Source organism: Modestobacter sp. VKM Ac-2977 (assembly GCF_026968045.1).
Taxonomy (GTDB): Bacteria; Actinomycetota; Actinomycetes; order Mycobacteriales; family Geodermatophilaceae; genus Modestobacter.
Genome location: NZ_JAPVBQ010000004.1, coordinates 289,102 through 313,137, shown reverse-complemented (window position 1 = coordinate 313,137; position 24,036 = coordinate 289,102). Strand labels below are relative to the sequence as shown.

Sequence of the window (24,036 nt, the reverse complement as noted above, 5' to 3'; positions counted from 1 at the left end):
CATCGGGGTGTGCGGGGGGAGGCGGGCAGTCCAGCGGTGGTCACGGCCGAGTCGTCGGCGGGTGTCGCGGGGCCGGTGTACCGGCTGGTGCAGTCGGAGCCGGAGCCGGTGGTCCGCCCGCAGCTCGACCCGACCCAGCAGGCGGTGGTCGACCACCAGGGCGGTCCGCTGCTGGTCCTGGCCGGCCCCGGCACCGGGAAGACGACCACGATCGTCGAGGCGGTCGCCGCGCGGATCGACGCCGGCGCCGACCCCGAGCGGCTGCTGGTCCTCACCTTCAGCCGCAAGGCCGCCGCCGAGCTGCGCACCCGGATCACCGCCCGGGTCGGGCGCACCATCCGGGAGCCGGTGGCCCGCACCTTCCACTCCTACGCCTTCGGGGTGCTGCGCCGGGCCGCGGTGCTGCGCGGTGAGCCCGCGCCGCGGTTGCTGACCTCCGCCGAGCAGGACGCCGTGCTGGCCGAGCTGCTGCGCGGGGACGCCGACGAGGAGGGCGCCGTCCGCTGGCCCGCCGAGCTGGCCGCCGCGCTGGGCACCGACGGCTTCCGAGACGAGCTGCGCGAGCTGCTGCTGCGGGCCACCGAACGCGGGATCGACAGCCGGCGGCTGTCCGCCTGGGGGCGTGAGCGCGGGCTGCCGCACTGGGAGGCGGCCGCGGACTTCCTCCGGCAGTACCAGGACGTCTCGTACTTCGCCACGGTCGCCCGCGGCGGGGCGTCGGGCTACGACCCGGCCGAGCTGGTCCGCACCGCCATCGACGAGCTGCACGACGACCCGGAGCTGCTGCGCACCGAGCGGGAGCGGGCGGGCTGGCTGTTCGTCGACGAGTACCAGGACACCGACCCGGCGCAGGTCGAGCTGGTCGAGCTGCTCGCCGGGGGCGGGGGCGACCTGGTCGTCGTCGGCGACCCGGACCAGGCGATCTACGCGTTCCGTGGCGCCGAGCCGCGCGGGATCATCGACTTCCCGAGCCGGTTCCGGCACCGCGACGGCCGGCCGGCCGACCGGCTCTCCCTGGGCGTCTGCCGCCGCTCGGGCACCGAGCTGCTCGCCGTCAGCCGGCGGGTCGCCGAGGGGCTGCCCGGACCGTGGGAGCACCGCCGGCTGCAGGCGGGGGAGCACACCGCTCCCGGCAGCGCCGAGGTGCACGTCTTCGACTCCCCGTCCACCGAGGCCGCCTTCCTCGCCGACACCATGCGCCGCGCACACCTGCTGGACGGCGTGCCGTGGTCGCAGATGGCGGTGGTGGTCCGATCGGCCACCGCCGGCCTCGGCCCGGTCCGCCGGGCGCTGAGCCAGGCCGGGGTGCCGGTCGCCGTCTCCGCCGACGACGTCGCGCTCGCCGGTCAGCCCGCCGTCCAGCCGCTGCTGGCCGCGCTCACCGCACTGCTGCCGGCCGCTGCCGACACGGCTGCGGATGCCGAGCTGCCGGTGGAGACCGGGCTGGGCGAGCCCGGCGCGGAGGCCCTGCTCGCCTCCCCGCTGGGTGGGGCGACGGTGCTGGACCTGCGGCGGCTGCGCCGGGCCGTCCGCCGCGAGCTGGCCACCCGGGGTGAGGACCCGACGGTCCGGGGGGCGCCGTTGGCGGTGGTGCTGGCCGACGCCACCCTGCTCGACGCCCTGCCCGAGCACCTGGCCCGGCCGGCGCTGCGGGTGGCCCGGGTGCTGTCGGCCGGCCGGCTCTCGCTGGCGGCCGACGGGAGCGCCGAGGACGTCCTGTGGGCGATGTGGCAGGCCAGCGGGCTGGCCGCCCGGTGGGCGCGGGCCAGCGCGGCCGGGGGCCCCTCGGGTGCGGTGGCCGACCGTGACCTGGACGCCGTCGTCTCGCTGTTCGACGCCGCCGCCGGCTTCGTCGACCGCCTCCCGCACGCTCCCGTGGCCGCGTTCGTGCAGCACCTGGGTGCGCAGCAGCTGCCCGGTGACAGCGGCGCCGCACGGGCACCGATGGGGGAGACGGTGCGGCTGCTCACCGCCCATGCGGCCAAGGGCCTGGAGTGGGACCTGGTCTGCGTCGCCGGGGTGCAGGAGGGCATCTGGCCCGATCTGCGCAGCCGGGTCAGCCTGCTCGGCGCCGAGGACCTGGTCGATGCCGCCGGTGGCACCGACCCGGCCACCCTGGACCGGCGCACCCAGGCGATGGCCGAGGAGCGGCGGCTGTTCTACGTGGCCTGCACCCGAGCGAGGCGCCGGCTGCTGGTCACCGCCGTCGACGGCGCGCTGGACGGCGGTGACGCCGGGGCGACCGCCTCGCGCTTCCTGGACCTCGTGGTGCCGCCCCCCGCTGACGGGGACGGCGCCCGGCCGCACACCCCGTTGCCGCGGCAGCTGACCCTCCCCGCGCTCGTCGCCGAGCTGCGCCGGCACCTCACCGACCCGCACACGCCACCGGCCCGTCGGGCCAGCGCCGCCGCGGTGCTGCGCCGGCTGGCCGAGGAGCGGGTGCCCGGGGCCGACCCATCGGGCTGGTGGGGGCTGGCCCCGCTGTCCGACGACGCGCCGCTGGTCGACCCGGCCGAGGTGGTGCCCGTCCGGCCCTCGGCGATCGACACCTTCCAGCGGTGCCCGCTGCGCTGGGTGCTCGGCGCGGTCGGCGCCGAGGCGGCTCCGGAGGCCACCCGCACGGTGGGGTCCGCGGTGCACGACGTCGCCCAGCAGGTGGCCGAGGGGCTGCTGCCCGCCGACGCCCCCGCCGTGCTGGACACCGAGCTGGACGGCCTGGACCTGGGGCCGGGCTGGTTCGACCAGCGCCAGCGCGACCGGGCCCAGGAGATGCTGACCAAGTTCCTGGCCTGGCACACCCGCGCCGACCGGGAGCTGATCGCCGCGGAGGAGGACTTCGACGTCACGGTCGGCCGGGCCCGGCTGCGTGGGCAGGTCGACCGGCTGGAACGCGACGCCGAGGGCCGGCTGGTCGTCGTGGACCTGAAGACCGGCAAGACCGCGCCCCGGGACGTGGCGGAGCACGGGCAGCTGGCGGCCTACCAGCTCGCCGTCACCGAGGGCGCCTTCGCCGAACACGGCACCGCCACCGGCGGCGCGGCGCTGCTGCAGGTGGGTGGCTCACAGAAGGCGGCCAAGGAGCACGTGCAGCCGCCGCTGCCCGTCGACGTCGACCCGCGGGAGAGCTGGGCCGGCGAGCTGATCGCCGAGGTCGGCGCGGGCATGGGAGCGGGGGAGTTCGTGGCACGCACCGACACCGACTGCGAGCGGTGCGCCTTCCGCCGCAGCTGCCCGATGCAGGAGTCCGGCCGGCAGGTGACCCGATGACGCCGCGGGCCACTGCCGCCGACGGGCAGCTCAGTTTCGACCTCCCCGGCATGGTGCCGGTCGTCGCGCCGGAGCCGCCGCGGCTGCTGACCCCCGCCGAGACCGCTGCCCGCAGCGGTGTCGGCCACTCGCCGTCGGCGGAGCAGGCCGGCGTGGTCGCCGCTCCGGTCGACCGGCCGCTGGTGGTGGTCGCCGGCGCCGGGTCGGGGAAGACCGAGACGATGGCCGCCCGGGTCGCCTGGCTGGTCGCCAACCAGCTCGTCGCGCCGGAGGCGGTGCTCGGCCTGACGTTCACCCGCAAGGCGGCCAGCGAGCTCAACGCCCGGGTGCGCAAGCGGCTGGCCGCGCTCGCCGAGCACCCGGACACCGACCCGGCACTGCGCGAGCGGCTCGCCGTGGCGGCACCGACGGTGGCGACCTACCACGGCTACGCGGCCAGCATCGTCGCCGAGCACGGGCTGCGGATCGGCGTCGAGCCCGGGTCCGGCGTGCTCGGGCCGGCCATGTGCTGGGGCCAGGCGGCGACCGCCGTGGCCGCGCACACCGGCGACATGAGCGACGTCGCGCTCGGCCTGGTCACCACCACCGAGGACGTGCTCCAGCTCGCCGCCGAACTCGGGGAGCACGACATCACCCCCGACGCCCTGCGGGCCTGGACGGCGCGGTTCGAGTCCCAGCTGCGCGGCTACGCAGACGCCGGGCGGAAGAAGGGGCCCTACGCGGAGGTGCTCAAGCTGGTGGCCCGGCAGCGGGCCCGGGTCGCCCTGCTGCCGATGGTCGAGGCGTTCCAGGCGCGCAAGCGGGCGGCCGGGGCGATCGACTACGCCGACCAGGTCTCCCTGGCCGCGCGGGTCGCCGTCAGCTCCGCCGAGGTGGGCCGGCGGGAGCGTGCCCGGTGGCGGGTCGTGCTGCTCGACGAGTACCAGGACACCAGCGTCGGCCAGCTGCGGATGCTGGAGGCGCTCTTCGGCGGCCCGGGCGGGCACCCGGTGCTGGCCGTCGGTGACCCGCGGCAGTCCATCTACGGCTGGCGCGGCGCCTCCGCCGGGACGATCGAGCGGTTCGACCGGACCTTCCCCGGCACCCCCGAGCGCCCGGCCGAGCGGCTCACCCTGTCCACCAGCTGGCGCAACGACCAGGCGGTGCTCGCGGTGGCCAACACGGTGGCCGCCACGCTGCCCGAGCCCGAGCAGCCGCTGCCGGACCTGCAGCCCTCCCCGGTCGCCGGAGCCGGCGCGGTGCACTGCGGGCTGTACGACACGGTCGCCGAGGAGACCGAGGCGCTCGCCGACCGGCTCGAGCAGTGCTGGAAGGGCAGCCCGGAGGACGGCGGCGTGCCGCGTCCGACCATCGCCGTGCTCGCCCGGCGCCGCGCCCAGCTGCCCGGCATCGCCGCCGCGCTGCGGGCCCGGGGCCTGCCGGTCGAGGTGGTCGGGCTGGGTGGGCTGCTGGACGTGCCCGAGGTCTCCGACGTGGTGGCCACCCTGCGGGTGCTGGTCGACCCGAGCGCCGGGGACGCGCTGGGCCGGCTGCTCACCGGCGCCCGCTGGCGGATCGGGCCGCGCGACCTGGCCGCGCTGGAGGCGCGGTCCCGGGCGCTGGTCCGGGAGCGCCGCAGCCCGTCGCCGGAACCGGTCGAGGACGGCACCCCGCCGGAGGCCGGTGCCCCGGCGAGCCCGGTCCTGCCGCGGGAGCGCGGGAGCATCGTCGAAGCGCTCGACGACCTCGGCCGCCGCGACGCGTACTCGCCCGAGGGGCACCGGCGGCTCCGGCGGCTGGCCAACGAGCTGTCCGGGCTGCGCTCCCGGCTGGGTGAGTCGCTGCCCGACCTGGTCGACGAGGTGGTCCGCAGCCTCGGCCTGGAGACCGAGCTGGCCAGCCACCCGGACGTGACCCCCGGCGGCGCCCGCACGCACCTGGACGCACTGCACGAGGTCGCCGCCGAGTTCTCCGAGCTCGCCGAGCTGCCCTCGCTGCCGGCCTTCCTCGGCTACCTCGCCGACGCCGAGGTGCGGGAGCGGGGCCTGGAGCCCGGCGAGGTGGCCGTCAACCCGGAGGCGGTCCAGCTGCTCACCGGGCACTCGGCGAAGGGCCTGGAGTGGGACGTCGTCGCGGTGCCCGGGATGACCGTGGGGCAGTTCCCCGCCAAGGGCGACGCCTCGGACTCCTGGATCCGCGATCCCGGCGCCGTCCCGGTCGACCTGCGGGCCACCGACCGCGCCGAGCTGCCGCGGCTGCACCTGCCGGTACCCGGTTCCGGTGACCAGGCCGCGGTCCGCGACGCCCTGGTCGACTACGTCGAGGAGTGGAAGGACTTCGGGCTGGCCGAGGAGATCCGGCTCGGCTACGTCGCGGTGACCCGGGCCAAGCACCTGCTGCTGTGCTCGGGCAGCTGGTGGCGCGACGGCAAGACCGTCTGCGGGCCGTCGTCCCTGCTGCTGGCGGTCAAGGGCGCCTGCGAGGACGGCGCCGGTGTCGTCGACGCGTGGGCCGAGCCCCCGGCGGACGACGCGGAGAACCCTGCCCTGGCCGAGTGGCCGGTGGGCGTGTGGCCGACCGACCCGTTGTCGACCGGCCGCCGCCGCTCGCTCACCGCCGCCGCCGACCTGGTCGCCGGCACCGAGCCGCACCCGCTGACCACCGAGGCGCTCGGCGCGACCGACGACCCGCTGGTCGCCGAGTGGCTGCGGGACGCCGACCTGCTGTTGCGCGAGCGGGCCGAGCACTCCCGCGGCACCGTCGACGTCCCGCTGCCCGCCCACCTGTCGGTCTCCGCGCTGGTCGCGCTGCGCCGCGACCCCGGTGAGCTGGCCCGCCGGCTGCGCCGGCCGATGCCGGCCGCGCCGGCACCGCTGGCCCGGCGGGGCACCGCCTTCCACGCCTGGCTGGAGGAGCGCTTCGGTGCTGCCCGGCTGATCGACCTGGACGAGCTGCCCGGCAGCGGTGACGCCGGCGCGGCCCCCGATGCCGCGCTCACCGCGCTGCAGGAGGCGTTCCTGGCCGGGGAGTGGGCAGACCGCCAGCCGGTGGACGTCGAGGCGCCGTTCGAGACACCGCTGGGGCCGCTCACCCTGCGCGGCCGGATCGACGCCGTCTACGCCACCCCCGACGGGGGCTTCGAGGTCATCGACTGGAAGACCGGCCCCGTGCCGGGGGCCGCCGAGCTCGCTGCCGCCGGCGTCCAGCTGGCCGCCTACCGGCTCGGCTGGTCCCGGCTGACCGGCGTGCCGGTGGAGCGGGTCAGCGCCGGGTTCCACCACGTCGCCGCCGGGGTCACGCTGCGCCCGGTCGACCTGCTCGACGAGGACGGCCTGCTCGCCCTGGTCGCCGGGCGCCCGGCCGGCTGAGGGGCCGCGCGGCTCGGTGCCTCACCTGCGGTCGGCCTCGCCCTCCGGCCCGGGATCGTCCCGCTCGTCGCGGACGGTCGACGGTGCCAGCGGTGCGCCGGACAGGTGCGCGGCCTCGGCGATCTTGTAGCCCGCGATGGGCACGGTGAACAGCTGCAGGGCGATGGCGACCAGCAGGGTCACCACCGCCGACACCCCCGGCGCGAGCACGACCACGCCGAACAGCACGCAGACCAGGCCGAGGCTCGCTGCCTTGGTGGCTGCGTTGGCCCGGTTGTAGACGTCCGGCAGCCGCACCAGGCCGACCCCCGCCGCGCCGATCAGCAGGACGCCGACGATCGCCAGGCCCTGGCCCAGCACGCTCTGCAGGGTCATCGGGACCGCTCCGCGACCAGCCGCGCGAAGGCCACCGTGGACAGGAAGCCGACCAGCGTCGCGACGAGGACCAGGTCCAGCAGTGCCGGGGTGCGCAGCCGCACGGCCAGCACGGCGATGCCGGCGACGACGACCACGAAGCCGTAGTCGACGGCCAGCGCCCGGTCGGCGGCGGTGGGTCCGGCCCACAGCCGCCAGGTGGCGACCAGCAGGCACAGGGCCAGCACGACGAGCGCTCCGTCCAGCACGAACACCGCTCAGCTCCGGCGGTCGTCGTCGGGGGCCCGGTCCTCGGGCTGCTCGGTCACCGGCCGCCAGGCAGTCAGCATCTGGTCCTCCAGGTCGCTCAGTTCGGCGCGGAACGCGTCCGGGTCCCCGGCGTGCATCCCGTGCACGGTCAGCAGCCGCCGTTCCCGGTCCAGTTCGATCGGCAGCGTGCCGGGGGTCAGGGCGATCAGGCTCATGAACGACGCCACCTCGAACGGTGTCCGGCTGCGCACCGGGATGACCACCACGGCCGGCGCCACCTGGAGCCCGGGGGTCAGGACCTCCCGGGCGACCGCGAGGTTCGCGCGCAGGAACCGGAGGAGGAACTGCCCGGCGAAGGCGGTGACCCGCCAGGTACGCAGGGCACCGCGCTGTGGCAGCGAGGCCGGACCGGCCCCGGCGTCGGTGCTCATCGCCCGGTCACCGCCGCCACGTAGGCAGCGGGGTCGGCCAGGTCGGCACCGGCCACGGTGCTGAGCGAGAGCAGCGGCTCGGCCCAGAGCCCGAGCACGACGGCGGACGCGGCCAGGAACAGCGGCGGGGCGAGCACCAGCGGCCGTACCCGGCTCCCGAGGGCGCTGGCCACGGGCGACGCACCGCCGTCCGCGGCGGCCGAGGCCTCGCCGGGCTCGGCGTCCCCGTCCGCACCGGGCTGCTCGTCGGGCGGCTCCCAGAACACGCCGTTCCACAGCTTCACCATCGACAGCAGGGTCAGCAGGCTCACGCCGACGATGAGGGCCACGGCCAGGTGGTGCCCCGCCGCGGCGGCCGCCGAGGCCAGCCCGAGCTTGGCGACGAACCCCGACAGCGGTGGGATGCCCGCCAGCGTGAGCGCGGCGACCGCGAAGACACCGGCCAGCAGCGGTTCCCGACGGGCCAGGCCGCCGAGCCGGTCGAGGTCGCCGGTCCCGTAGCGGTGCTCCACCACCCCGGCGCACATCAGCAGCGCTGTCTTGACCAGCACGTACTGGACCAGGAAGAACACCGTGGCGCTCAGCCCAGTGGCCGTGGACAGGGCCAGCCCGACGAAGACGTAGCCGATCTGGCTCACCATGTGGAAGATGAGGACCGGCCGCATCGCGTGCTCGCCGACCGCACCCAGCACGCCGACCACCATGGTCAGCAGGGCGACGGCCATTATCACCCAGAGGTACCGCGGTGCGCCGCCGTAGACGACCGAGTACAGCCGGATGACCGCGTAGACGCCGACCTTGGTGAGCAACCCCGAGAAGAGCGCGGCGACCGCGGGACCGGTCCGCGAGTAGGTCTGCGGCAGCCAGCCGTGCAGCGGGACGACCGCCGACTTCACGCCCAGCGCGAGCAGCACGACCGCCGCGGCGAACCCGACGGCCGGCGACGACTCCGCGGCGCCGGCCAGCTCACCCAGGTTCACCGTGCCCGCGACGCCGTAGACGAGACCGACCCCGGCGAGCAGGACGGTGGAGGCCATCAGGCTGATGCTCACGTACAGCCGGGCGGCGGCCAGCCGCTCGGCCCCGCCGCCCGCCGCGAACAGCAGGTAGCTCGGCACGAGCATGACCTCGATGAAGACGAACAGGTTGAACAGGTCCGCGGTGAGCACTGCGCCGGAGACCCCGGCCAGCAGGACCAGCACGAGCGGGACGAAGGCCGGGTCCTCGTCCTCACCGAGGGCCGCGGCGAACGGCAGCGAGACCAGCACCAGCAGTGAGGTGACCGCCAGCATCACCGCGCTGAAGGTGTCCGCGGCGAAGACGATCGCGATGCCCGGCTGCCAGCCACCCAGCTGGAGCACGGGCACCGCACCGCCCGACGTCGCGGCCAACAGGAACCCCGCGAAGACCAGCACCCCGCCGGCGGCGGCCGGCCCGACCACCCGGTCGAGCCGGGTGGTGTGCGGCCACCGGTGGTGCACGAGTGCCAGCAGGCCGGCCACCAGCAGCGGCCCGGCCACGGGCAGGACGAGGAGGCCGCCGGTCACGACGGCCCACCCTCGGTGCGCTGGTCGAGGTCGGCGGCCTCGCCGCCTCGGTCCGCGTCCTCCCCGGGTGCCGGCTCCCCGGTCGTCGCACCCGGGTCGCCCGCCCGGGCCAGGGCGAGCATGTACACGGTGATCCCGAAGGTGATGACCACCGCGGTCAGCACGAAGGCCTGGGGCAGTGGGTCGGCGGCCACGTCGGCCTCGGCCTCCCCGAGCAGGGGCACGCCGCGTCGCTGCATGCCGCCGGCGGAGACCAGCAGGACGTTCACCGCGTGCCCGAGCAGCACGAAGCCCAGGACGACACGGAGCAGCCCCCGGCGCAGCAGCAGGAAGACCCCGGAGGCCACCAGGAGGCCCACCACGAGCGCGGCCGTCACGGCGCCCGCTCCGGGACCCGGTCGGTGACCAGGGGACCGGCGGCCGAGGAGCTGGTGCCCGGAGGGCACGGCTCGTCGTCGTCATCGGTGAGGTCCGGGTGCTCCAGTCGTGTGACCGCGGCCGCCAGGAGGCCCAGCACCAGCAGGTAGACGCCGAGGTCGAACAGGAACGTGGAGCCGATCCCGAGGGAGTGCAGCAGCGGCAGCTCGACCGGGGTCAGGAACGCCTCGCCCTGCACGGTGGGCAGCGCCCCGACGGCCACGGTGAGCACCAGGCCGGCGCCGGCGAGCCGGTCCGGCGCGGTCAGCCTGCCCAGCAGGGTGTCCGGCCCGGAGGTCAGCTGGCTCAGTGCGATCGCGGCCCCGGCGACCAGGGCGGCGATGAAGCCACCGCCGGGCTCGTCGTGCCCCCGCCAGAGCAGGAAGGCGGAGAGCGCGAACATGCCCGGCACCAGCACCCGGCTGCTGACCTCCAGCACGGCGTCACGCCGGTGGCCGGCCGGCGTGCCCGGCGCGGGGGTGCGGCGCCGCTCGGAACGGCCGAGGACCAGGGCCGTGCCCAGCGCGGTCGTGCCCAGCACCACAGCCTCGCCGAGGGTGTCCAGGCCCCGGTAGTCGACCAGGATCGTGTTGACGACGTTCGTGCCGCCGGTCTGTTCCTCCGTCGAGGTCAGGAAGTGCTCCCCGACCGCGGAGAGCTCCCGGCGACCGGTGAACGCGAGGGTGGCCAGCGCCGCGGCCACGCCGGCCCCCAGCGCCAGCGCCGCGGCCGGGACGGCCTCGCGCCACGGGGTGCGCACGAGCCGGCCCGGCACCTCACGCAGCACCAGGACCGCCACCACTGCGGTCATCACCTCGACGAGCATCAGGGTGAGCGCGACGTCGGGCGCGCCGGCGAGCAGGAACCACGTCGCCACGAGCAGGCCGGTGACGCCGACCAGGCCCACGGCCGCCAGGGTGGAGCCGGTCAGCACCGCGGCCAGCACCACCACGGTCAGCAGCGCAGCGACCACCCAGTCGAGGGGGCGGTCGGTGTCGGCGCGGGCGGGCAGCCCGCTCACGAGCACGGCCCCCACGCCCCCCAGCGCGACCAACGCCACCAACGGGCGGCTGAGGTGGGCGGCAGGGGAGGAGGTGCGTTCCGGAGCGCCCACCACGTGCCCGAGCGCGATCACCCTGTCGTGCGCCCGGTCGAACAGCCGCCCGGCGTCGGGGAGGCGGAGGCGCTGGAGCGCCCGGTCGACGGGGGCGCGGAACGCAAACAGGACCAGGCCGAGCACGATCGTCAGCGCCGACATGCCCAGTTCCGGGCTGAACCCGTGCCAGAAGTACACCTCCGGGGGGTCTCCGGCCGGGGCGACGTCGCGGGCGGCCGAGACGATCATCGGGCTCAGCACGCTGACCGCGGGACCGAGCACCAGGCCGAGCCCCGCGGCGACGGCCCCGGGCAGCAGGAAGGCGGCCGGGGGCTCGGAGACGTCGGCGTGCTGTTCGGAGCCACCGAAACCGCCGTGCACGATCCGGGCGGCGTAGGCGAACGTCAGCACCGACGCCGTGACGCCGAACGCGAGGGCGGCCGGGCCGGCCCACGGGGCGCCCTCGGCCTCGAGCAGCCCCATGAACAGGTACTCCTTGCTCACGAAGCCGAGCATCGGGATGACCCCGGCCAACGAGAGGGCGGCCAGCACCGTCGTCGCCGCGGTGACCGGCATGGCCCGCCACATGCCGGAGAGCTCCCGGATGTCGCGGGTCCCGGTCTCCTCGTCGACGATCCCGGCGAGCATGAACAGGGTCGCCTTGAACAGCGCGTGGGCGAAGGTGTGCAGCACCGCGGCCGCCAGTGCCTCCGGCGTCCCGACGCCGATGACCGCGACCAGCAGGCCGAGCTGGCTCACCGTCGAGTAGGCGAGGATCCCCTTCAGGTCGTTCTCGCGCAGGGCCAGGAACGCGCCGGTCACCGCCGTCAACAGGCCGACGCCGATCAACGCCGTGGACCACGCGGCCTCGTCGGCGAACAGCGGCGAGAAGCGCAGCAGCAGGTAGATGCCGGCCTTGACCATCGTGGCCGAGTGCAGGTAGGCGCTCACCGGCGTCATGGCCACCATCGCGCCGGGCAGCCAGAAGTGGAAGGGCAGCTGCGCGGACTTCGTGGCCGCCGCCAGCACGAGGAGCCCGCCGATCGGCCAGGCCAGCCCGGAGTCCAGCACCCGGTCGGGCTCGGCGAGGATCGTCGCCAGGTCCGTCGTCCCGGCGGCGACGGTGAGCAGCACCACGGCGGCGAGCAGCGCCAGGCCGCCGGCCGCCGTGACCAGCAGGGCCTGCCGGGCCGGGCGGGCAGCGGCGGCCCCGGCGGTGGAGATCAGGAAGAAGGAGCAGACCGTGGTCAGCTCCCAGAACACGTACAGCAGCACCACGTCGGCGGCCAGGACGAGACCGAGCATGCTGGTCGCGAAGAGGGTCAGCAGCAGGTAGACGGTCCCGTGCGGCTCGTCGTCGCCGAGGTAGCCGGGGCAGTACGCCATGACCAGGGCGCCGACGCCGAGGACGATGAGGCAGAAGACGCCGGCGACCCCGTCCAGCCGCAGTGAGAGCGAGACGCCCAGCGACGGCAGCCACTCCCACGACGCGGTCTCGGTCTCACCGGCCCACACCCGCGGGGCGGTCGAGGCGAGCAGCGCCGCGACCGCCAGGTAACCGGCCGCCAGCGGGTACCCGGTGGTGCGGCCGAGGCGCCGGGCCAGCGGCGGCGCGGCCACGGCGAGCGCGAGCATGCCCAGCAGGGCGACGGCGAGGAGCACCGGTCAGTCGTCACCACAGGTGCTCGCCGCGGGGGCAGCGCAGCGCGGCGGCACGGTCACGGGGTCGCGCTTACCCCTGCCCGCTCCGGGCCAACCCGGCGTCTGCTGCCGGGCCGGCCGCCCCGCCCCGGGCGATCCGGTCCAGCACTGCCCGGGCGAGGTCCTCGGGCGCCTGCTCGGGGACCCAGTGGGTGACCCCGGGCAGCTCCACGAAGCGGTAGTCGCCGGTGACCTGGTCCGCGCACGCCTCCGCGGCGATCCGGCCCACCGCCACGTCGCCGTCGCTCCACACGTACGTCGTCGGCACCTCCACCGGATCGACCCGGGTGGCCGAGCTCATCGCCCGGTACCAGTTCAGCGCTGCGGTCAGCGCACCCGGCGCGGACAGCTGCCGCACGTAGACGTCGACCGCCTCCGTGGGCACGCCCGGTGCGTCGAGCATCCGCCGCAGTCGTCGGGCGTCGTCGGCGAGGAGCACCTCCTCGGCCTTGCCGGCCTGCCAGAAGAGCTTGATGTAGGCCGACCGTTCCTTCTGTTCCGGATCGGCACGGAAGGCCAGCGTGTAGGCCGTCGGGTGCGGCACCGAGACGGCGGTCAGGGTGCGGACCCGGTCGGGGTGCCAGCCGGCCAGGCCCCAGGCCACGTTGGCGCCCCAGTCGTGCCCGACGACGTCGGCGACCGGCACGTCCAGGGCGGTCATCAGGTCCGCGGTCACCTGCACCAGGTTGGTCAGCGCGTAGGCGTCCACCTCCCCGGGACGGGCGCCGGGGGAGTAGCCCAGCTGGTCGGGTGCGTAGGTGCGCAGCCCCGCCTCGGCGAGCAGCGGGGTCACCGCCGACCAGCTCAGCGACGTCTCGGGGAAGCCGTGCAGCAGCAGCACCGGCGGACCGTCCTCCGGCCCGTCCGTCCGGACGTCGAAGGTCAGGTCGCCCACGTCCACCTGCAGCATTCCCACGGCCATGCAGGCAACCTAGCCCGGCACCCGGCCGGTCGCGTCGGCACGGCGGGATACCGTCCATTGCGTGAGCAGCTCCGCCGAACGCGACTTCGTCACCGCCCACCTCGACGACCTGCACGCCGACCTCGACGCCTGGTTGCGGATCCCGTCGATCTCGGCCGACCCGGCACACGCCGGCGACGTGGCCGCCAGTGCCGAGTGGCTGGCGGAGGCGCTGCGCCGCACCGGCTTCCCGACCGTGGAGATCTGGCCGACCGAGGGCGCTCCGGCCGTCTTCGCCGAGTGGCCCTCGGCCGATTCCGGAGCGCCGGTCGCCCTGGTCTACGGCCACCACGACGTCCAGCCGGTCGACCCGCCGGAGCTGTGGGAGCACCCGCCCTTCGAGCCCACCCGGGTCGAGGGCCCCGACGGCCCCGAGCTGCACGCCCGAGGCGCCATCGACGACAAGGGCAACGTCGCCTTCCACCTGCTCGGCATGCGCGCCCACCTGGCCGCCACCGGCCGGGACACCCCCGCCGTCACGGTGAAGCTGCTCATCGAGGGCGAGGAGGAGTCCGGGTCGCCGTACTTCGCCGACCTGTTGCGCGCCCACACCGACCGGCTGGCCTGCGACGTCATCGTGGTCAGCGACACCGGCATGGCCGCCCCCGACGTCCCCAGCGCCGTCACCGCCATGCGTGGCCTGGCCGACGCCGAGATCACCCTCCGCGGTCCCGCCGTCGACCTGCACTCCGGCTCCTTCGGTGGCGCCGTCCCCAATCCGCTGCACGCCATGGCCGAGCTGCTGGCCTCGCTGCACGACGAATCGGGGCGGGTCATCCTGCCCGGCTTCTACGACAAGGTGCGGCCGCTGACCGACCGCGAGCGCGAGCTGATGGGCCGGGTGCCGTTCGACGAGCAGGCGTGGCTGGCCGGCCCGGCCGCCTCCCGCGTGGCCACCGGCGAGGCGGGCTTCAGCACCCTGGAGCGGGTCGGCGCCCGCCCGACCGCCGAGGTCAACGGCATGTGGGGTGGCTACACCGGCCCCGGCCACAAGACGATCGTCCCGGCCGAGGCGCACGCCAAGGTGACCTTCCGGCTCGTCGCCGACCAGGTGCCGGCCGACCTCGGCGAGCAGGTGCGCGCCTGGGTGCAGGCGAACACCCCCGCCGGCATCGAGGCCGACGTCCACGTGCCGCCCGGGGGCGTCGCCCCGTGCCGCAGCGACATCGACCACCCGGCCATGGACGCGCTGCTGCGCTCCATCGGGCAGGCCTTCGACACCGACGCCGACCAGGTGCTGTTCACCCGCGAGGGCGGCAGCGGCCCGGAGGCCGACCTGGCCGGCATCCTCGGCGCCCCGCTGCTGTTCCTCGGCGCCGGCCTGCCCACCGACCGGATCCACTCGCCGAACGAGCGGGTGCTGCTGCCGATGCTGTACCGCGGCGCCGAGGCCGCTGCCCACCTGTGGCGCGAGCTGGCCACCGTCCCGTTCCCGGCGCGCTGAACGCCAGGGGAGAGCACCGACGATGAGCGGGCCGGGCCCCGAGCTGGCCGGGCAGTCGATCGGTCAGGGCAGCGCGCCCCCGGCCGGCTGGTACCCCGACCCGGACGGCGCCCCGGGGCTGGTCCGCTGGTGGAACGGACTGACCTGGTCCGACGTCACCACCCCGGCCGGCCCGGGGGTCACCGTCGGCCGGCCGTTCGAGGCCCCGCCGGCGCAGGACCCGCCGTCGTCCTGGGACTCCTGGGGGAGCCCCGAGCCGGCCCGGCCGCGTCGCAACCCGCTGCTGCTCGGGCTGGGTGGGTTCGTGCTGGTGCTCGTGCTCGTGCTGGTGCTGGCCGGGCTGCTGGTCGGGAGCTCCGGGACCGATCCGGAGCCGGAGGACGAGGCGCCGGTGGCCGCAGCTGTCCCCGCGCCCGGCCGGGAGTTCCCTCCCGGGACCGTGCGGATCATCGACGAGGCCGCCGGCATCTCCTACCCCTTCCTCGGTGCCGGCTGGTTCGAGTGGGACCGGGGCGTGCAGCTGGAGATGGCCGCGGTCGCCGGCCAGTACTTCGTCACCCAGGACGACCTGCCCGGCGAGAGCGGGGTCTTCATCGCCCAGTGCACCTCGGGGCCGCTCGCCCCCTTCTACGGGTGGGCCGGCCCCGACACCCTGCAGTCCACGGCCACCGCCGTGGCCGACTCGGTGCGCGCCCGCTACTACCCGGGGCCCAACGAGCGCGAGATCCGCCGCGACGAGGCGGTGACCGTCGACGGGGCGGCGGCCTGGGTCGTCGAGTTCGACCTCACCTGGGACGCCGAGGGCTACGACGCCAGCGGCGAGCGGGCCGCCCTGCTGCTGATCGACGTCGGCCGGCCCGCGCCCGCGCTGCTCTACCTGTCCGTCCCGAACACGCACGCCGAGCTGTACGGGGCCATCGACCGGGTGCTCGCCGACGTCGACGTGCTGTGATCTCGCGGTCCTCCGGGTCGCGCTGAGCTCTCACCGGGTCGCCTCCGCGGCTGACCGTGTGGCGCTGCCGCGTGGCGTTGGCCAGGTGGTGGCGGTAGCCCGGCCGGGGGAGCTCGGCCGTCCCCGTCTGCGGCGTGTCGTACGGCGCGGTTAGGGTCGTCGGCGTGACAGCAGCTGGGCCCGACCTGACCCTGCGGCACCCGGTGGAGCGGTTCACGCTCGACAACGGGCTGCGGGTCGTCCTCGCGCCGGACCGGAGTGTCCCCGTCGTCGCCGTGAGCGTCTTCTACGACGTCGGCATGCGATCCGAGCCGCCGGGCCGCACCGGCTTCGCGCACCTCTTCGAGCACATGATGTTCCAGGGCTCGGCGAACGTGCCGAAGATGGAGCACGCCCGCCTCGTCCAGGCCGCCGGCGGCACGTTCAACGGGTCGACCCACCAGGACTACACGAACTACTTCCAGGCCCTGCCCGCCGAGGCACTGGAGCGGGCGATCTTCCTGGAGGCCGACCGGATGGCGGCCCCGGCGATCACCGAGGAGAACCTCCGCAACCAGATCGACGTGGTCAAGGAGGAGATCCGGGTCAACGTGCTGAACCGGCCCTACGGCGCGTTCCCCTGGCTGCAGCTGCCGGAGATCGCGTTCGAGAGCTTCGCCAACACGCACGACGGCTACGGCTCCTTCGTCGACCTCGAGTCCTCCACCGTCGACGACGCCACGGACTTCTTCTCCCGCTACTACGCCCCGTCCAACGCGGTGCTCTGCATCGGCGGCGACCTGGACCCGGCCGAGACCGAGGTGCTGGTCCGCCGCTGGTTCGACCCGGTCCCCGCCCGGCCGGCCCCGCCGGCCCCGGTCGTCGGCGAGCCCTCGCCCACCACGGTCCGCCGCGGTGTGGTCGAGGACCGCCTGGCGCCTGCGCCGGCCGTGGCGATCGGCTGGCGGGTGCCCGACCCGGTCGGTGACCTGGACACCTACCTGGGCACCGTGCTGCTGGCCGAGCTGCTCAGCGAGGGCGACGCGTCCCGGCTCGAGCGCCGGCTGCTGCACACCGACCGGCTCGCGGTGGCGCAGAGCACCTACCTCGGCCTCTTCGGTGACCCCTTCGACGTCCGTGACGCCACGCTGCTGGTCAGCCAGGTGCACCACCCGGCCGACGTCCCGGTCGACCGGGTCCTCACGGCGGTGCACGAGGAGGTCGACAAGGTCGCCACCGACGGCGTCCCCGCCGACGAGCTGGCCCGGGTGACCGCGCGCACCGAGGCGCAGCTGCTCCAGCAGGCCGACTCCGTGCTCGGCCGCACCCTCGGGTTCGCCTCCGCCGAGCTCATCCACGGCCGGGCCGAGCTGGCCGGCGAGCTCGCCGCCCGGCTGGCCGCGGTCACGCCCGACCAGGTGCAGGCGGCGGCCCGCGGGCTCTCGCCGGACACCGCCGCCGTCCTCGAACTGCGCGCGACCGGAGGAGCAGCCCGATGAGTGCACCCGTGCTGGACCTCTCGCTGGTGCCGCCGCTGGGTGAACCGCGGCCCGCCGTGGCGCCGGAGGTGCACCAGACCACGCTGCCGAACGGGCTGCGGCTGGTCGTCGTCCCGCGGCCGGGCGTGCCGCTGGTCGAGCTCCGACTGCGGGTGCCCTTCGCCGCGTCCGCCCCGCGGGCGGCGGCCACGCACGCGGCCCGCACCGCACTGCTGGCCAGCGCCGTGCTGCTGGGCACCGCCCGGCACGACCAGCTGGAGATCGCCCAGCTGCTGCAGACGCACGGTGGCGAGCTGTCGGTCTCGGCGGACGCCGACCGGCTGCTGTTCTCCACCACGATGCTCCCCGACGGGCTCGGCGCCGTCCTGGACGTCCTCGCCGAGCTGCTCACCGCGCCGACCTACCCGGCGGGCCCGGTCGACGCCGAGCGGGCCCGGGTGGGGGAGCGCATCCTCATCGCCCGGTCCCAGCCCGGTGTCATCGCCCGGTCGGCGCTGGCCGCCCGCCGGTTCGGTGCGCACCCGTACGCCCAGCAGCTGCCCGCGGCCGAGCTGGTCGCGGCGGTCACCCCGGCGGCGCTGCGCAAGCTGCACCGGGAGCGGGTCCTGCCCGCCGGCAGCACCCTCGTGCTGGTCGGCGACGTCGATCCCGCCGCGGCGGTCGACGTCGTCGGCACTGCCCTGGCCGGCTGGGTCGCCGAGGGCAAGGCGGTCGGGGCCGCGCCGGTGCCCACGCTCGCCCCCGCCCCCCTGGAGCTGGTGCACCGGGCCGGCGCGGTGCAGTCGAACGTCCGGCTGGGCGGGCCGGCGCCGGGCCGCACCGACCCGCAGCTGCCCGCGCTCCGGCTGGCCAGCATGGTCTTCGGTGGCTACTTCTCCTCCCGGCTGGTGGAGAACATCCGCGAGCGCCGGGGCTACACCTACAGCCCGCGCAGCTCGGTCGAGCACCTGATGGCCGGCTCCTCGTTCACCGTGGAGGCCGACGTCGCCACCGGTGTCACCGGCCCCGCCCTGCTCGAGACCGTCTACGAGCTGGGCCGGATGGCGCTGACGCCGGTCACCGAGGCCGAGCTCGACTCCGCCCGCCGCTACCTGCTGGGCACGTTGGCCCTCGGGACGGCGACGCACGCCGGGCTCGCCAGCACGCTCTCGGCGCTCTTCGGTGCCGGCCTGTCCGCCGACTGGCTCGCCGAGCACCAGCAGGCGCTGGCCGCGGTGACCGTCGAGGAGGTCACCGAGGCCTCCCGGCGGTGGCTGTCGCCGGCCGGGCTGACCGCGGTCGTCGTCGGGGACGCCGAGGAGGTCGCCGACCAGCTGCGCGTGCTCGGCCCGATCGAGGTCACCGCCCCGTCCGTCGAGCCGGTGCCCGAGTCCCTCGCGTGAGCGTCCCACCCGGCGGCAGCACCCCGGCCGACAACCCGCCGCCGCCGGCCCGCGGTGACTGGCCGGAGGACCGGCACGCCGGCGCCGTCACCGAGGTCCCGCTGCTGTCCCGCGCCGCCCACGACCGGGGCCACCTGGCGCGGTCGCTGCCCGACCCGGCGCAGGGCCGCCCCGTCCGCGTGCTGCGCGTCGACGAGCGGCGCACGGCGCCGGTGCACGAGGGGCCGGCCGGCCCGGAGCTCGTCTACGAGGAGCAGCCCGCCTGGCCGGAGGGCGCCATCTACCTCGGTGAGGCCGACGGGGTCGCGTACGGCGCGCTCCGGACCCCGCGTTCCCTGACCGTGGGCGGCCGGCCGGTCGACTCCTGGGCCGGACTGCGCGAGGTCGGTGGTTCCCTCGGTGACCTGGACGCGGGCCTGCTGGTCCAGGCGGTGGGCATCATCGAGTGGCACGAGCGCAACCGTTTCTCCCCGATCACGGGTGCGGCGACCACGATCGAGCGCGCGGGCTGGGTGCAGCGCGACCCGGACAGCGGCCGCGAGGTGTTCCCGCGCACCGACCCCGCGGTGATCATGCTGGTGCACGACGGGGGTGACCGGTGCGTGCTGGGCCGGCAGGCGGTCTGGCCGGCGGGCCGGTTCTCGATCCTGGCCGGGTTCGTCGAGCCCGGCGAGTCCGCCGAGGCCGCGGTCGCCCGTGAGGTCGCCGAGGAGGTCGGCATCGCGGTCACCGACGTCCGCTACGTCTCCAGCCAGCCGTGGCCGTTCCCGCAGTCGCTGATGCTCGGTTTCGTCGCCCGCGCGACGAGTGAGGAACTGCGCATCGACCACGACGAGATCGAGGAGGCCCGGTGGTTCAGCCGGGAGGAGCTGCGCTCGGGCACCGGCCCGCAGGCGCTGCCTCCGACGGTCTCGATCGCCCGGCACATCATCGACCGCTGGGTGGCCGGCGAGTTCTAGGAGGACCCCGCTGCCCCTGCAGCGGGGCCGTCAGCTCCAGCGACCCTGCAGTACCAGGGCCGGCCGGTCGGCGTGGTCGGCGAGGACCACTGCGTCGGCCAGCGCCATCGGGTCCACCTCGTCGTCGTAGCGGTCGAAGGCCGGCAGCTCCCAGGCCCGGTCGGCGGGCACCCGCCGCTGTCGGGCGGCCGGGCTGACCCGCAGGTGGACGACGACGTCGAACGCCAGCCCCAGCCCCTGCAACAGCGACCCCGGCACGAGCAGCACCCCACCGGCGGGGGCGGGGCGGTACTCCGCCCGTGCGGCCCGGTCCCGTTCGAGGTCCCACAGCGCGGGCAGGTGCTCCCCGGTGCCGCGGGGGCCGCACCGGTCCAGCACCTCACGGGCCAGGGCGGCGGCGTCCAGCCAGTCGCTGTACCGGGCGTCGGGATCGGTGCGACCGTGCTCCAGTCGCAGCGAGGCGGGTCGGTAGAAACCCTCGGCCGGGACCACGACCGCCGGCCGGCTCAGCGTGGGCAGCCGTTCGGCGACGGCGTCGGCGAGCACCTGCGGACCGGTCGTCCCCGGGGCGCCGGGCAGCTCCGGTCCGTCGACGGCGACCCGGAGCGAGGCGGCCCCGGGTTCGGGGGGCAGCCCCGACAGCAGCTCGGCCAGCCGGTCGGCCAGCGCGTCGGGGGAGAGCGGGAGCGGAGCGGTCAGCTGGGGGCCCCGGAGACGGCGTCGCGCGCGGGGAGGGCGTCGAGCACCTCCGCGGCGAGTTCCGCGGCCGGCCGGCCCTGGGACCTGGCCTGCCCACGCAGCTCCTCGAACGCCTCCCGGGGACTGGTGCCGTGCCGCTCGGCCAGGACGCCGATCGCCCGTTCGATCGAGACCCGGGCGGCCAACGCGTGCTCCAGCTGGGAGACGGTGCGGCGCAGCGCGGCGATCTCCTCGTCCCGAGGGTCGCCGCACGCGCCCGCATCGGTCGCGGCAGGGGCCGGTGGGCCGGCCGTCCGCGCCGCCCGCCGCGCCTGCCGGTCCGGCTCCGGCGTGGTGCCCAGTTCGCCGGCCACGAGATCGGCCAGGGTCATCGCCTCGACCAGCGCCAGCCCGTCGACCATCTCGCCCCAGCCGCCGCCGGAGTCGCCGACCGGCCCTTCCGGCGCGCCCCCGAGGGGGTGCAGGGGGCTGAGTACCGACCAGCCGCGCCTCGTGCGGACCACGACGGCCGCGGGCCCTCCGGACGGGCTCAGCAGGACGTCGGTCGGCAGCGGGACCGCCACCGGCCGGCTCCCGGGCAGCGACGGCCCGGTCATCGGCTCCATCTCGGCCTCTCTCGGTGCCGGGGCCCGGTCGGCAGGAGACGACCCGCAGCTCCCGGGCGGGCGATCACCGCTCCCGGGGGCCACGGACCAGCGATCACGCGCCGGGCAGCTGCGCGAGCTGGGCCTTCACCTGGTCGATGCTGGGGTTGGTGAGCGCCGAGCCGTCGGCGAAGACCAGGGTCGGGACGGTGCGGTTGCCCCCGTTGGCCTGCATGACGATGTCGGCAGCGCCCTCCTCGACCTCGATGTTGACCTCGGCGTAGTCGATCCCGTCGCGGTCCATCAGCTTCTTCAGGCGCATGCAGTAGCCACACCAGTTGGTGGTGTACATCGTGACCGCGGCCGTCGGAGTGCTCATCGGGTGGATCCTCCCTCGTGTGTCCCCCGGGAGGCCACCCGGGGAGGGTGGCCCCGTGCCCCGGGGCCTGCCGCTGGCGGAACGCACCGGGCCTGGGGATCCTTCCCCCGGCCGTCGGAGGCGGCTGGGAGGATCGGGTCGTGGCGATGCAGCGGGTCGAGGACGAGCGGGGCACCGCCGAGGGGCCGACCGGGCCGGAGGCCGTGCTCGCGGGCCTGGACGAGCAGCAGCGGGCGGCGGCCGAGGCGGTGCGCGGGCCGGTGTGCATCCTCGCCGGCGCCGGGACGGGCAAGACCCGCACCATCACCCACCGGATCGCCTACGGCGTCCAGCTGGGTGAGTACGTCCCGGAGCAGGTGCTGGCGGTCACCTTCACCGCCCGGGCGGCCGGCGAGCTGCGCGGCCGGCTGTCGGCCCTGGGCGTGGGCGGCGTGCAGGCCCGCACCTTCCACGCCGCGGCGATGCGCCAGCTGCGGTACTTCGCACCGCGCGTGCTCGGCGGGCCCATGCCCGAGCTGATCGAGAACAAGCTGCGCGTCGTCGCCGGTGCGGCGACCCGGGCTCGGTTGACCACCGACCGCACCAGCCTGCGTGACCTGGCCAGCGAGATCGAGTGGGCGAAGACGACGCTGGCCACCCCGGAGGACTACCCGGCCCGGGCCGCGGCCGCCGCCCGCGACCTGCCCTTCGACGCCGCCGCCGTCGCCGAGGTGTACCGCGGGTACGAGTCGGCCAAGCAGCGCGACGGCGCCCTGGACTTCGAGGACCTGCTGCTGGTCACCGCCTACGCGATCGAGGAGCACCGCGACGTCGCCCGCGAGGTGCGCGCCCAGTACCGGCACTTCGTCGTCGACGAGTACCAGGACGTCAACCCGCTGCAGCAGCGGCTGCTGGACGCCTGGCTCGGCGGCCGCGCCGAGGTCTGCGTGGTGGGCGACCCCAACCAGACGATCTACTCCTTCACCGGCGCCGACCCGGAGTACCTGCTGGGCTTCGCCGACCGCTACGGCGACGCCGAGGTGGTCAAGCTCGAGCGCGACTACCGCTCCACGCCCCAGGTGGTCGGGCTGGCGAACAAGCTGATCGGCCAGGCGCCGCCCCGCAAGGGACTGCCCGGGCTGCGGCTGCTGGGACAGCGGGCCGAGGGGCCGGCCCCCGCGTTCGTCGAGCACCCCGACGAGCCGGCCGAGGCCGTGGCGGTGGCCCGCGCCTGCCGCGAGCTGGTCGACGGTGGGCTGCCGGCCAGCGAGATCGCCGTGCTCTTCCGGATCAACGCCCAGTCGCAGGTGTACGAGTCCGCCCTGGCCGACCTCGGCGTCCCCTACGTGCTCAAGGGCGGGGAGCGGTTCTTCGAGCGGCCGGAGATCCGCGAGGCGGTGCTGCTGCTGCGCGGGGCGGCGGCCGGCGGGAACGACCCCGGCGCCCTGGTGCCCGCCGTCCGGGACGTGCTGGCCTCCACCGGCTGGGTGGAGCACCGGCCACCTCCCGGTGGCACCGCACGGGACCGCTGGCAGTCCCTCGCCGCGCTGGTCGACCTCGCCGTCGACCTGGTGGCCGAGCAGCCCACGCTGGACCTGGCCGGCTTCGTGGCGCACCTCGCGGAGCGGGCCAACGCCCAGCACGCCCCCACGGTGCAGGGGGTGACGCTGGCCTCGATGCACGCGGCCAAGGGCCTGGAGTGGGACGCCGTGTTCGTCGTCGGGCTGGTCGACGGCGTCCTGCCGATCGCCCAGTCGCAGTCCCGTCCCGAGGCGGTGGAGGAGGAACGCCGGCTGCTCTACGTCGCGGTCACCCGGGCCCGCGAGCAGCTCACGCTGTCCTGGTCGCTGGCCCGCCAGCCCGGTGGCCGCCGCTCCCGGCCGCGCAGCCGGTTCCTGGACGGACTGGCGCCGGACGCGGCAGCCGCGCCGCGGCGTCCGGCCAAGCGGCCGAAGGTCGTCCTCGAGGGCGAGGCGGGGGAGTTGTTCGAGAGGCTGCGGGCCTGGCGGAGCACCGCCGCCGAGGCCGCGTCGGTGCCGGCGTACGTCGTCTTCACCGACGCCACGCTCCAGGCGATCGCCGAGACGCGTCCCACCACGGCACGCGAGCTGTCGGCGCTGCCGGGTGTGGGGGCCCGCAAGCTCGATCTCTACGGCGCCGAGGTGATCGCCACCGTGGAGGGCGGACACGGCCCCGACCAGGGCGAACACACGTCCTGAGGAATCTCGGTTAATTCGATTGACCCGTCTCCGGCAGCTCCCCTAGCCTTCGTTCCACCACCTGGGAGTGACCCAGGACGCACCACCGCACCAGCAGACACCGCACCACCAGAGACCGCAGCGAGACCGGCCGGGAGGCCGGACTCCGACCCTCGGAAGGAGGGGCCCCGTGATCACCACCGACATGACCAACGCCGGCGTGCGCACCGAGACCTCGCCGGCCGTCGGCCTGCGCTGCTCCGTCCCGGCCGAGTGGGTCGTCGCGATGGCGCCCGCCGCCGCTCCGCAGTACGGCACCGGTCTGTTCTCCGCCGGTTCGGTGCCTGCTGTCCGTCTCCGCGGCCTGACCGCCGCCGCCGGCACGACCGGCCTGTCCACGACCGGTGCGCGCCTCGGCACCGATGCCCTGCCGTCCGTCCAGACCACCGCCCTGAAGGGCAACGCCGCCATCGGCGCCCCTGCTCGGCACACCAGCAGCACCCCGGGTGACCTGCCCCCGGAAGACCCACTGGGCTAGCACAGCCCAGCAGGTCCTCCTCGAGGCCGCGGAACCCGGACACCGGGTACCGC

Annotated in this window: 19 protein-coding genes; 9 read left to right on the top strand and 10 right to left on the bottom strand. The window is 75.7% G+C overall.

What is annotated here, in order from left to right; genetic code table 11:
• The first annotated feature begins 36 nt into the window (after window positions 1-36).
• Both O2V63_RS18080 and O2V63_RS18075 read left to right on the top strand, forming a co-directional pair.
• Window positions 37-3,267: an ATP-dependent helicase gene (locus O2V63_RS18080; protein WP_269168909.1), complete on the top strand. Its 3,231-nt coding sequence runs from the start codon at window positions 37-39 to the stop codon at window positions 3,265-3,267.
• Window positions 3,264-6,614: an ATP-dependent helicase gene (locus O2V63_RS18075; RefSeq protein ID WP_269168908.1), complete on the top strand. Its 3,351-nt coding sequence runs from the start codon at window positions 3,264-3,266 to the stop codon at window positions 6,612-6,614. Before O2V63_RS18080 ends, O2V63_RS18075 begins: the two co-directional genes overlap by 4 nt.
• A gap of 21 nt (window positions 6,615-6,635) precedes the next feature.
• Here the strand turns inward: O2V63_RS18075 and mnhG are convergent, their stop codons facing one another.
• The 7 genes from mnhG to O2V63_RS18040 all read right to left on the bottom strand — a co-directional run bounded on the left by mnhG (window position 6,636) and on the right by O2V63_RS18040 (window position 13,352).
• On the bottom strand, window positions 6,636-6,989 hold the full coding sequence (gene mnhG / locus O2V63_RS18070) for a monovalent cation/H(+) antiporter subunit G (RefSeq protein WP_269168907.1): 354 nt from the start codon (window positions 6,987-6,989) through the stop codon (window positions 6,636-6,638).
• The gene (locus O2V63_RS18065) at window positions 6,986-7,243 is read right to left on the bottom strand and encodes a monovalent cation/H+ antiporter complex subunit F (protein ID WP_269168906.1); all 258 of its coding nucleotides are present in this window, start codon (window positions 7,241-7,243) and stop codon (window positions 6,986-6,988) included. The genes mnhG and O2V63_RS18065 overlap by 4 nt, the downstream gene beginning before the upstream one ends.
• A gap of 3 nt (window positions 7,244-7,246) precedes the next feature.
• Window positions 7,247-7,669 (bottom strand): Na+/H+ antiporter subunit E, encoded by a 423-nt coding sequence (locus O2V63_RS18060; RefSeq protein ID WP_269168905.1) that lies wholly within the window; start codon window positions 7,667-7,669, stop codon window positions 7,247-7,249.
• The gene (locus O2V63_RS18055; protein WP_269168904.1) at window positions 7,666-9,216 is read right to left on the bottom strand and encodes a monovalent cation/H+ antiporter subunit D family protein; all 1,551 of its coding nucleotides are present in this window, start codon (window positions 9,214-9,216) and stop codon (window positions 7,666-7,668) included. The genes O2V63_RS18060 and O2V63_RS18055 overlap by 4 nt, the downstream gene beginning before the upstream one ends.
• Window positions 9,213-9,593 (bottom strand): sodium:proton antiporter, encoded by a 381-nt coding sequence (locus O2V63_RS18050; protein ID WP_269168903.1) that lies wholly within the window; start codon window positions 9,591-9,593, stop codon window positions 9,213-9,215. The genes O2V63_RS18055 and O2V63_RS18050 overlap by 4 nt, the downstream gene beginning before the upstream one ends.
• Window positions 9,590-12,391 carry a hydrogen gas-evolving membrane-bound hydrogenase subunit E gene (mbhE, locus tag O2V63_RS18045; protein ID WP_269168902.1) on the bottom strand — a complete coding sequence of 934 codons (2,802 nt, stop codon included), beginning with the start codon at window positions 12,389-12,391 and terminating at the stop codon, window positions 9,590-9,592. Before mbhE ends, O2V63_RS18050 begins: the two co-directional genes overlap by 4 nt.
• Before the next feature lie 70 nt (window positions 12,392-12,461).
• A complete protein-coding gene (locus O2V63_RS18040; protein WP_269168901.1) occupies window positions 12,462-13,352 on the bottom strand; it encodes an alpha/beta fold hydrolase in 891 nt (296 codons plus the stop codon).
• 61 nt (window positions 13,353-13,413) lie between these two features.
• Between O2V63_RS18040 and O2V63_RS18035 the strand changes: the two genes are divergently transcribed.
• The 5 genes from O2V63_RS18035 (at window position 13,414) to nudC (ending at window position 19,606) form a co-directional block, all read left to right on the top strand.
• Entirely contained in the window at window positions 13,414-14,835 is a 1,422-nt protein-coding gene (locus tag O2V63_RS18035) for a M20/M25/M40 family metallo-hydrolase (RefSeq protein ID WP_269168900.1), read from the top strand.
• A 22-nt stretch (window positions 14,836-14,857) separates the two neighbouring features.
• Window positions 14,858-15,787 (top strand): DUF2510 domain-containing protein, encoded by a 930-nt coding sequence (locus tag O2V63_RS18030; RefSeq protein WP_269168899.1) that lies wholly within the window; start codon window positions 14,858-14,860, stop codon window positions 15,785-15,787.
• Window positions 15,788-15,951: 164 nt separating this feature from the next.
• The gene (locus O2V63_RS18025; RefSeq protein ID WP_269164614.1) at window positions 15,952-17,265 is read left to right on the top strand and encodes a M16 family metallopeptidase; all 1,314 of its coding nucleotides are present in this window, start codon (window positions 15,952-15,954) and stop codon (window positions 17,263-17,265) included.
• On the top strand, window positions 17,262-18,647 hold the full coding sequence (locus tag O2V63_RS18020; protein ID WP_269168898.1) for a M16 family metallopeptidase: 1,386 nt from the start codon (window positions 17,262-17,264) through the stop codon (window positions 18,645-18,647). Before O2V63_RS18025 ends, O2V63_RS18020 begins: the two co-directional genes overlap by 4 nt.
• Window positions 18,644-19,606, top strand: a complete 963-nt coding sequence (gene nudC / locus O2V63_RS18015) for an NAD(+) diphosphatase (protein WP_269168897.1) — start codon at window positions 18,644-18,646, stop codon at window positions 19,604-19,606. The genes O2V63_RS18020 and nudC overlap by 4 nt, the downstream gene beginning before the upstream one ends.
• Window positions 19,607-19,636: 30 nt before the next feature.
• Here the strand turns inward: nudC and O2V63_RS18010 are convergent, their stop codons facing one another.
• The 3 genes from O2V63_RS18010 to O2V63_RS18000 form a co-directional block, all read right to left on the bottom strand.
• Window positions 19,637-20,152, bottom strand: a complete 516-nt coding sequence (locus O2V63_RS18010; RefSeq protein WP_269168896.1) for a uridine kinase — start codon at window positions 20,150-20,152, stop codon at window positions 19,637-19,639.
• A 149-nt stretch (window positions 20,153-20,301) separates the two neighbouring features.
• Window positions 20,302-20,901, bottom strand: a complete 600-nt coding sequence (locus O2V63_RS18005; RefSeq protein WP_269168895.1) for an ANTAR domain-containing response regulator — start codon at window positions 20,899-20,901, stop codon at window positions 20,302-20,304.
• A gap of 103 nt (window positions 20,902-21,004) precedes the next feature.
• On the bottom strand, window positions 21,005-21,268 hold the full coding sequence (locus O2V63_RS18000) for a mycoredoxin (protein WP_036340330.1): 264 nt from the start codon (window positions 21,266-21,268) through the stop codon (window positions 21,005-21,007).
• Window positions 21,269-21,414: 146 nt separating this feature from the next.
• Here O2V63_RS18000 and O2V63_RS17995 point away from each other — a divergent pair, with 146 nt between their 5' ends.
• Both O2V63_RS17995 and O2V63_RS17990 read left to right on the top strand, forming a co-directional pair.
• A complete protein-coding gene (locus tag O2V63_RS17995; RefSeq protein WP_269169143.1) occupies window positions 21,415-23,466 on the top strand; it encodes an ATP-dependent DNA helicase UvrD2 in 2,052 nt (683 codons plus the stop codon).
• 169 nt (window positions 23,467-23,635) lie between these two features.
• Entirely contained in the window at window positions 23,636-23,983 is a 348-nt protein-coding gene (locus O2V63_RS17990; RefSeq protein WP_269168894.1) for a hypothetical protein, read from the top strand.
• The last annotated feature ends 53 nt before the right edge of the window (window positions 23,984-24,036 follow it).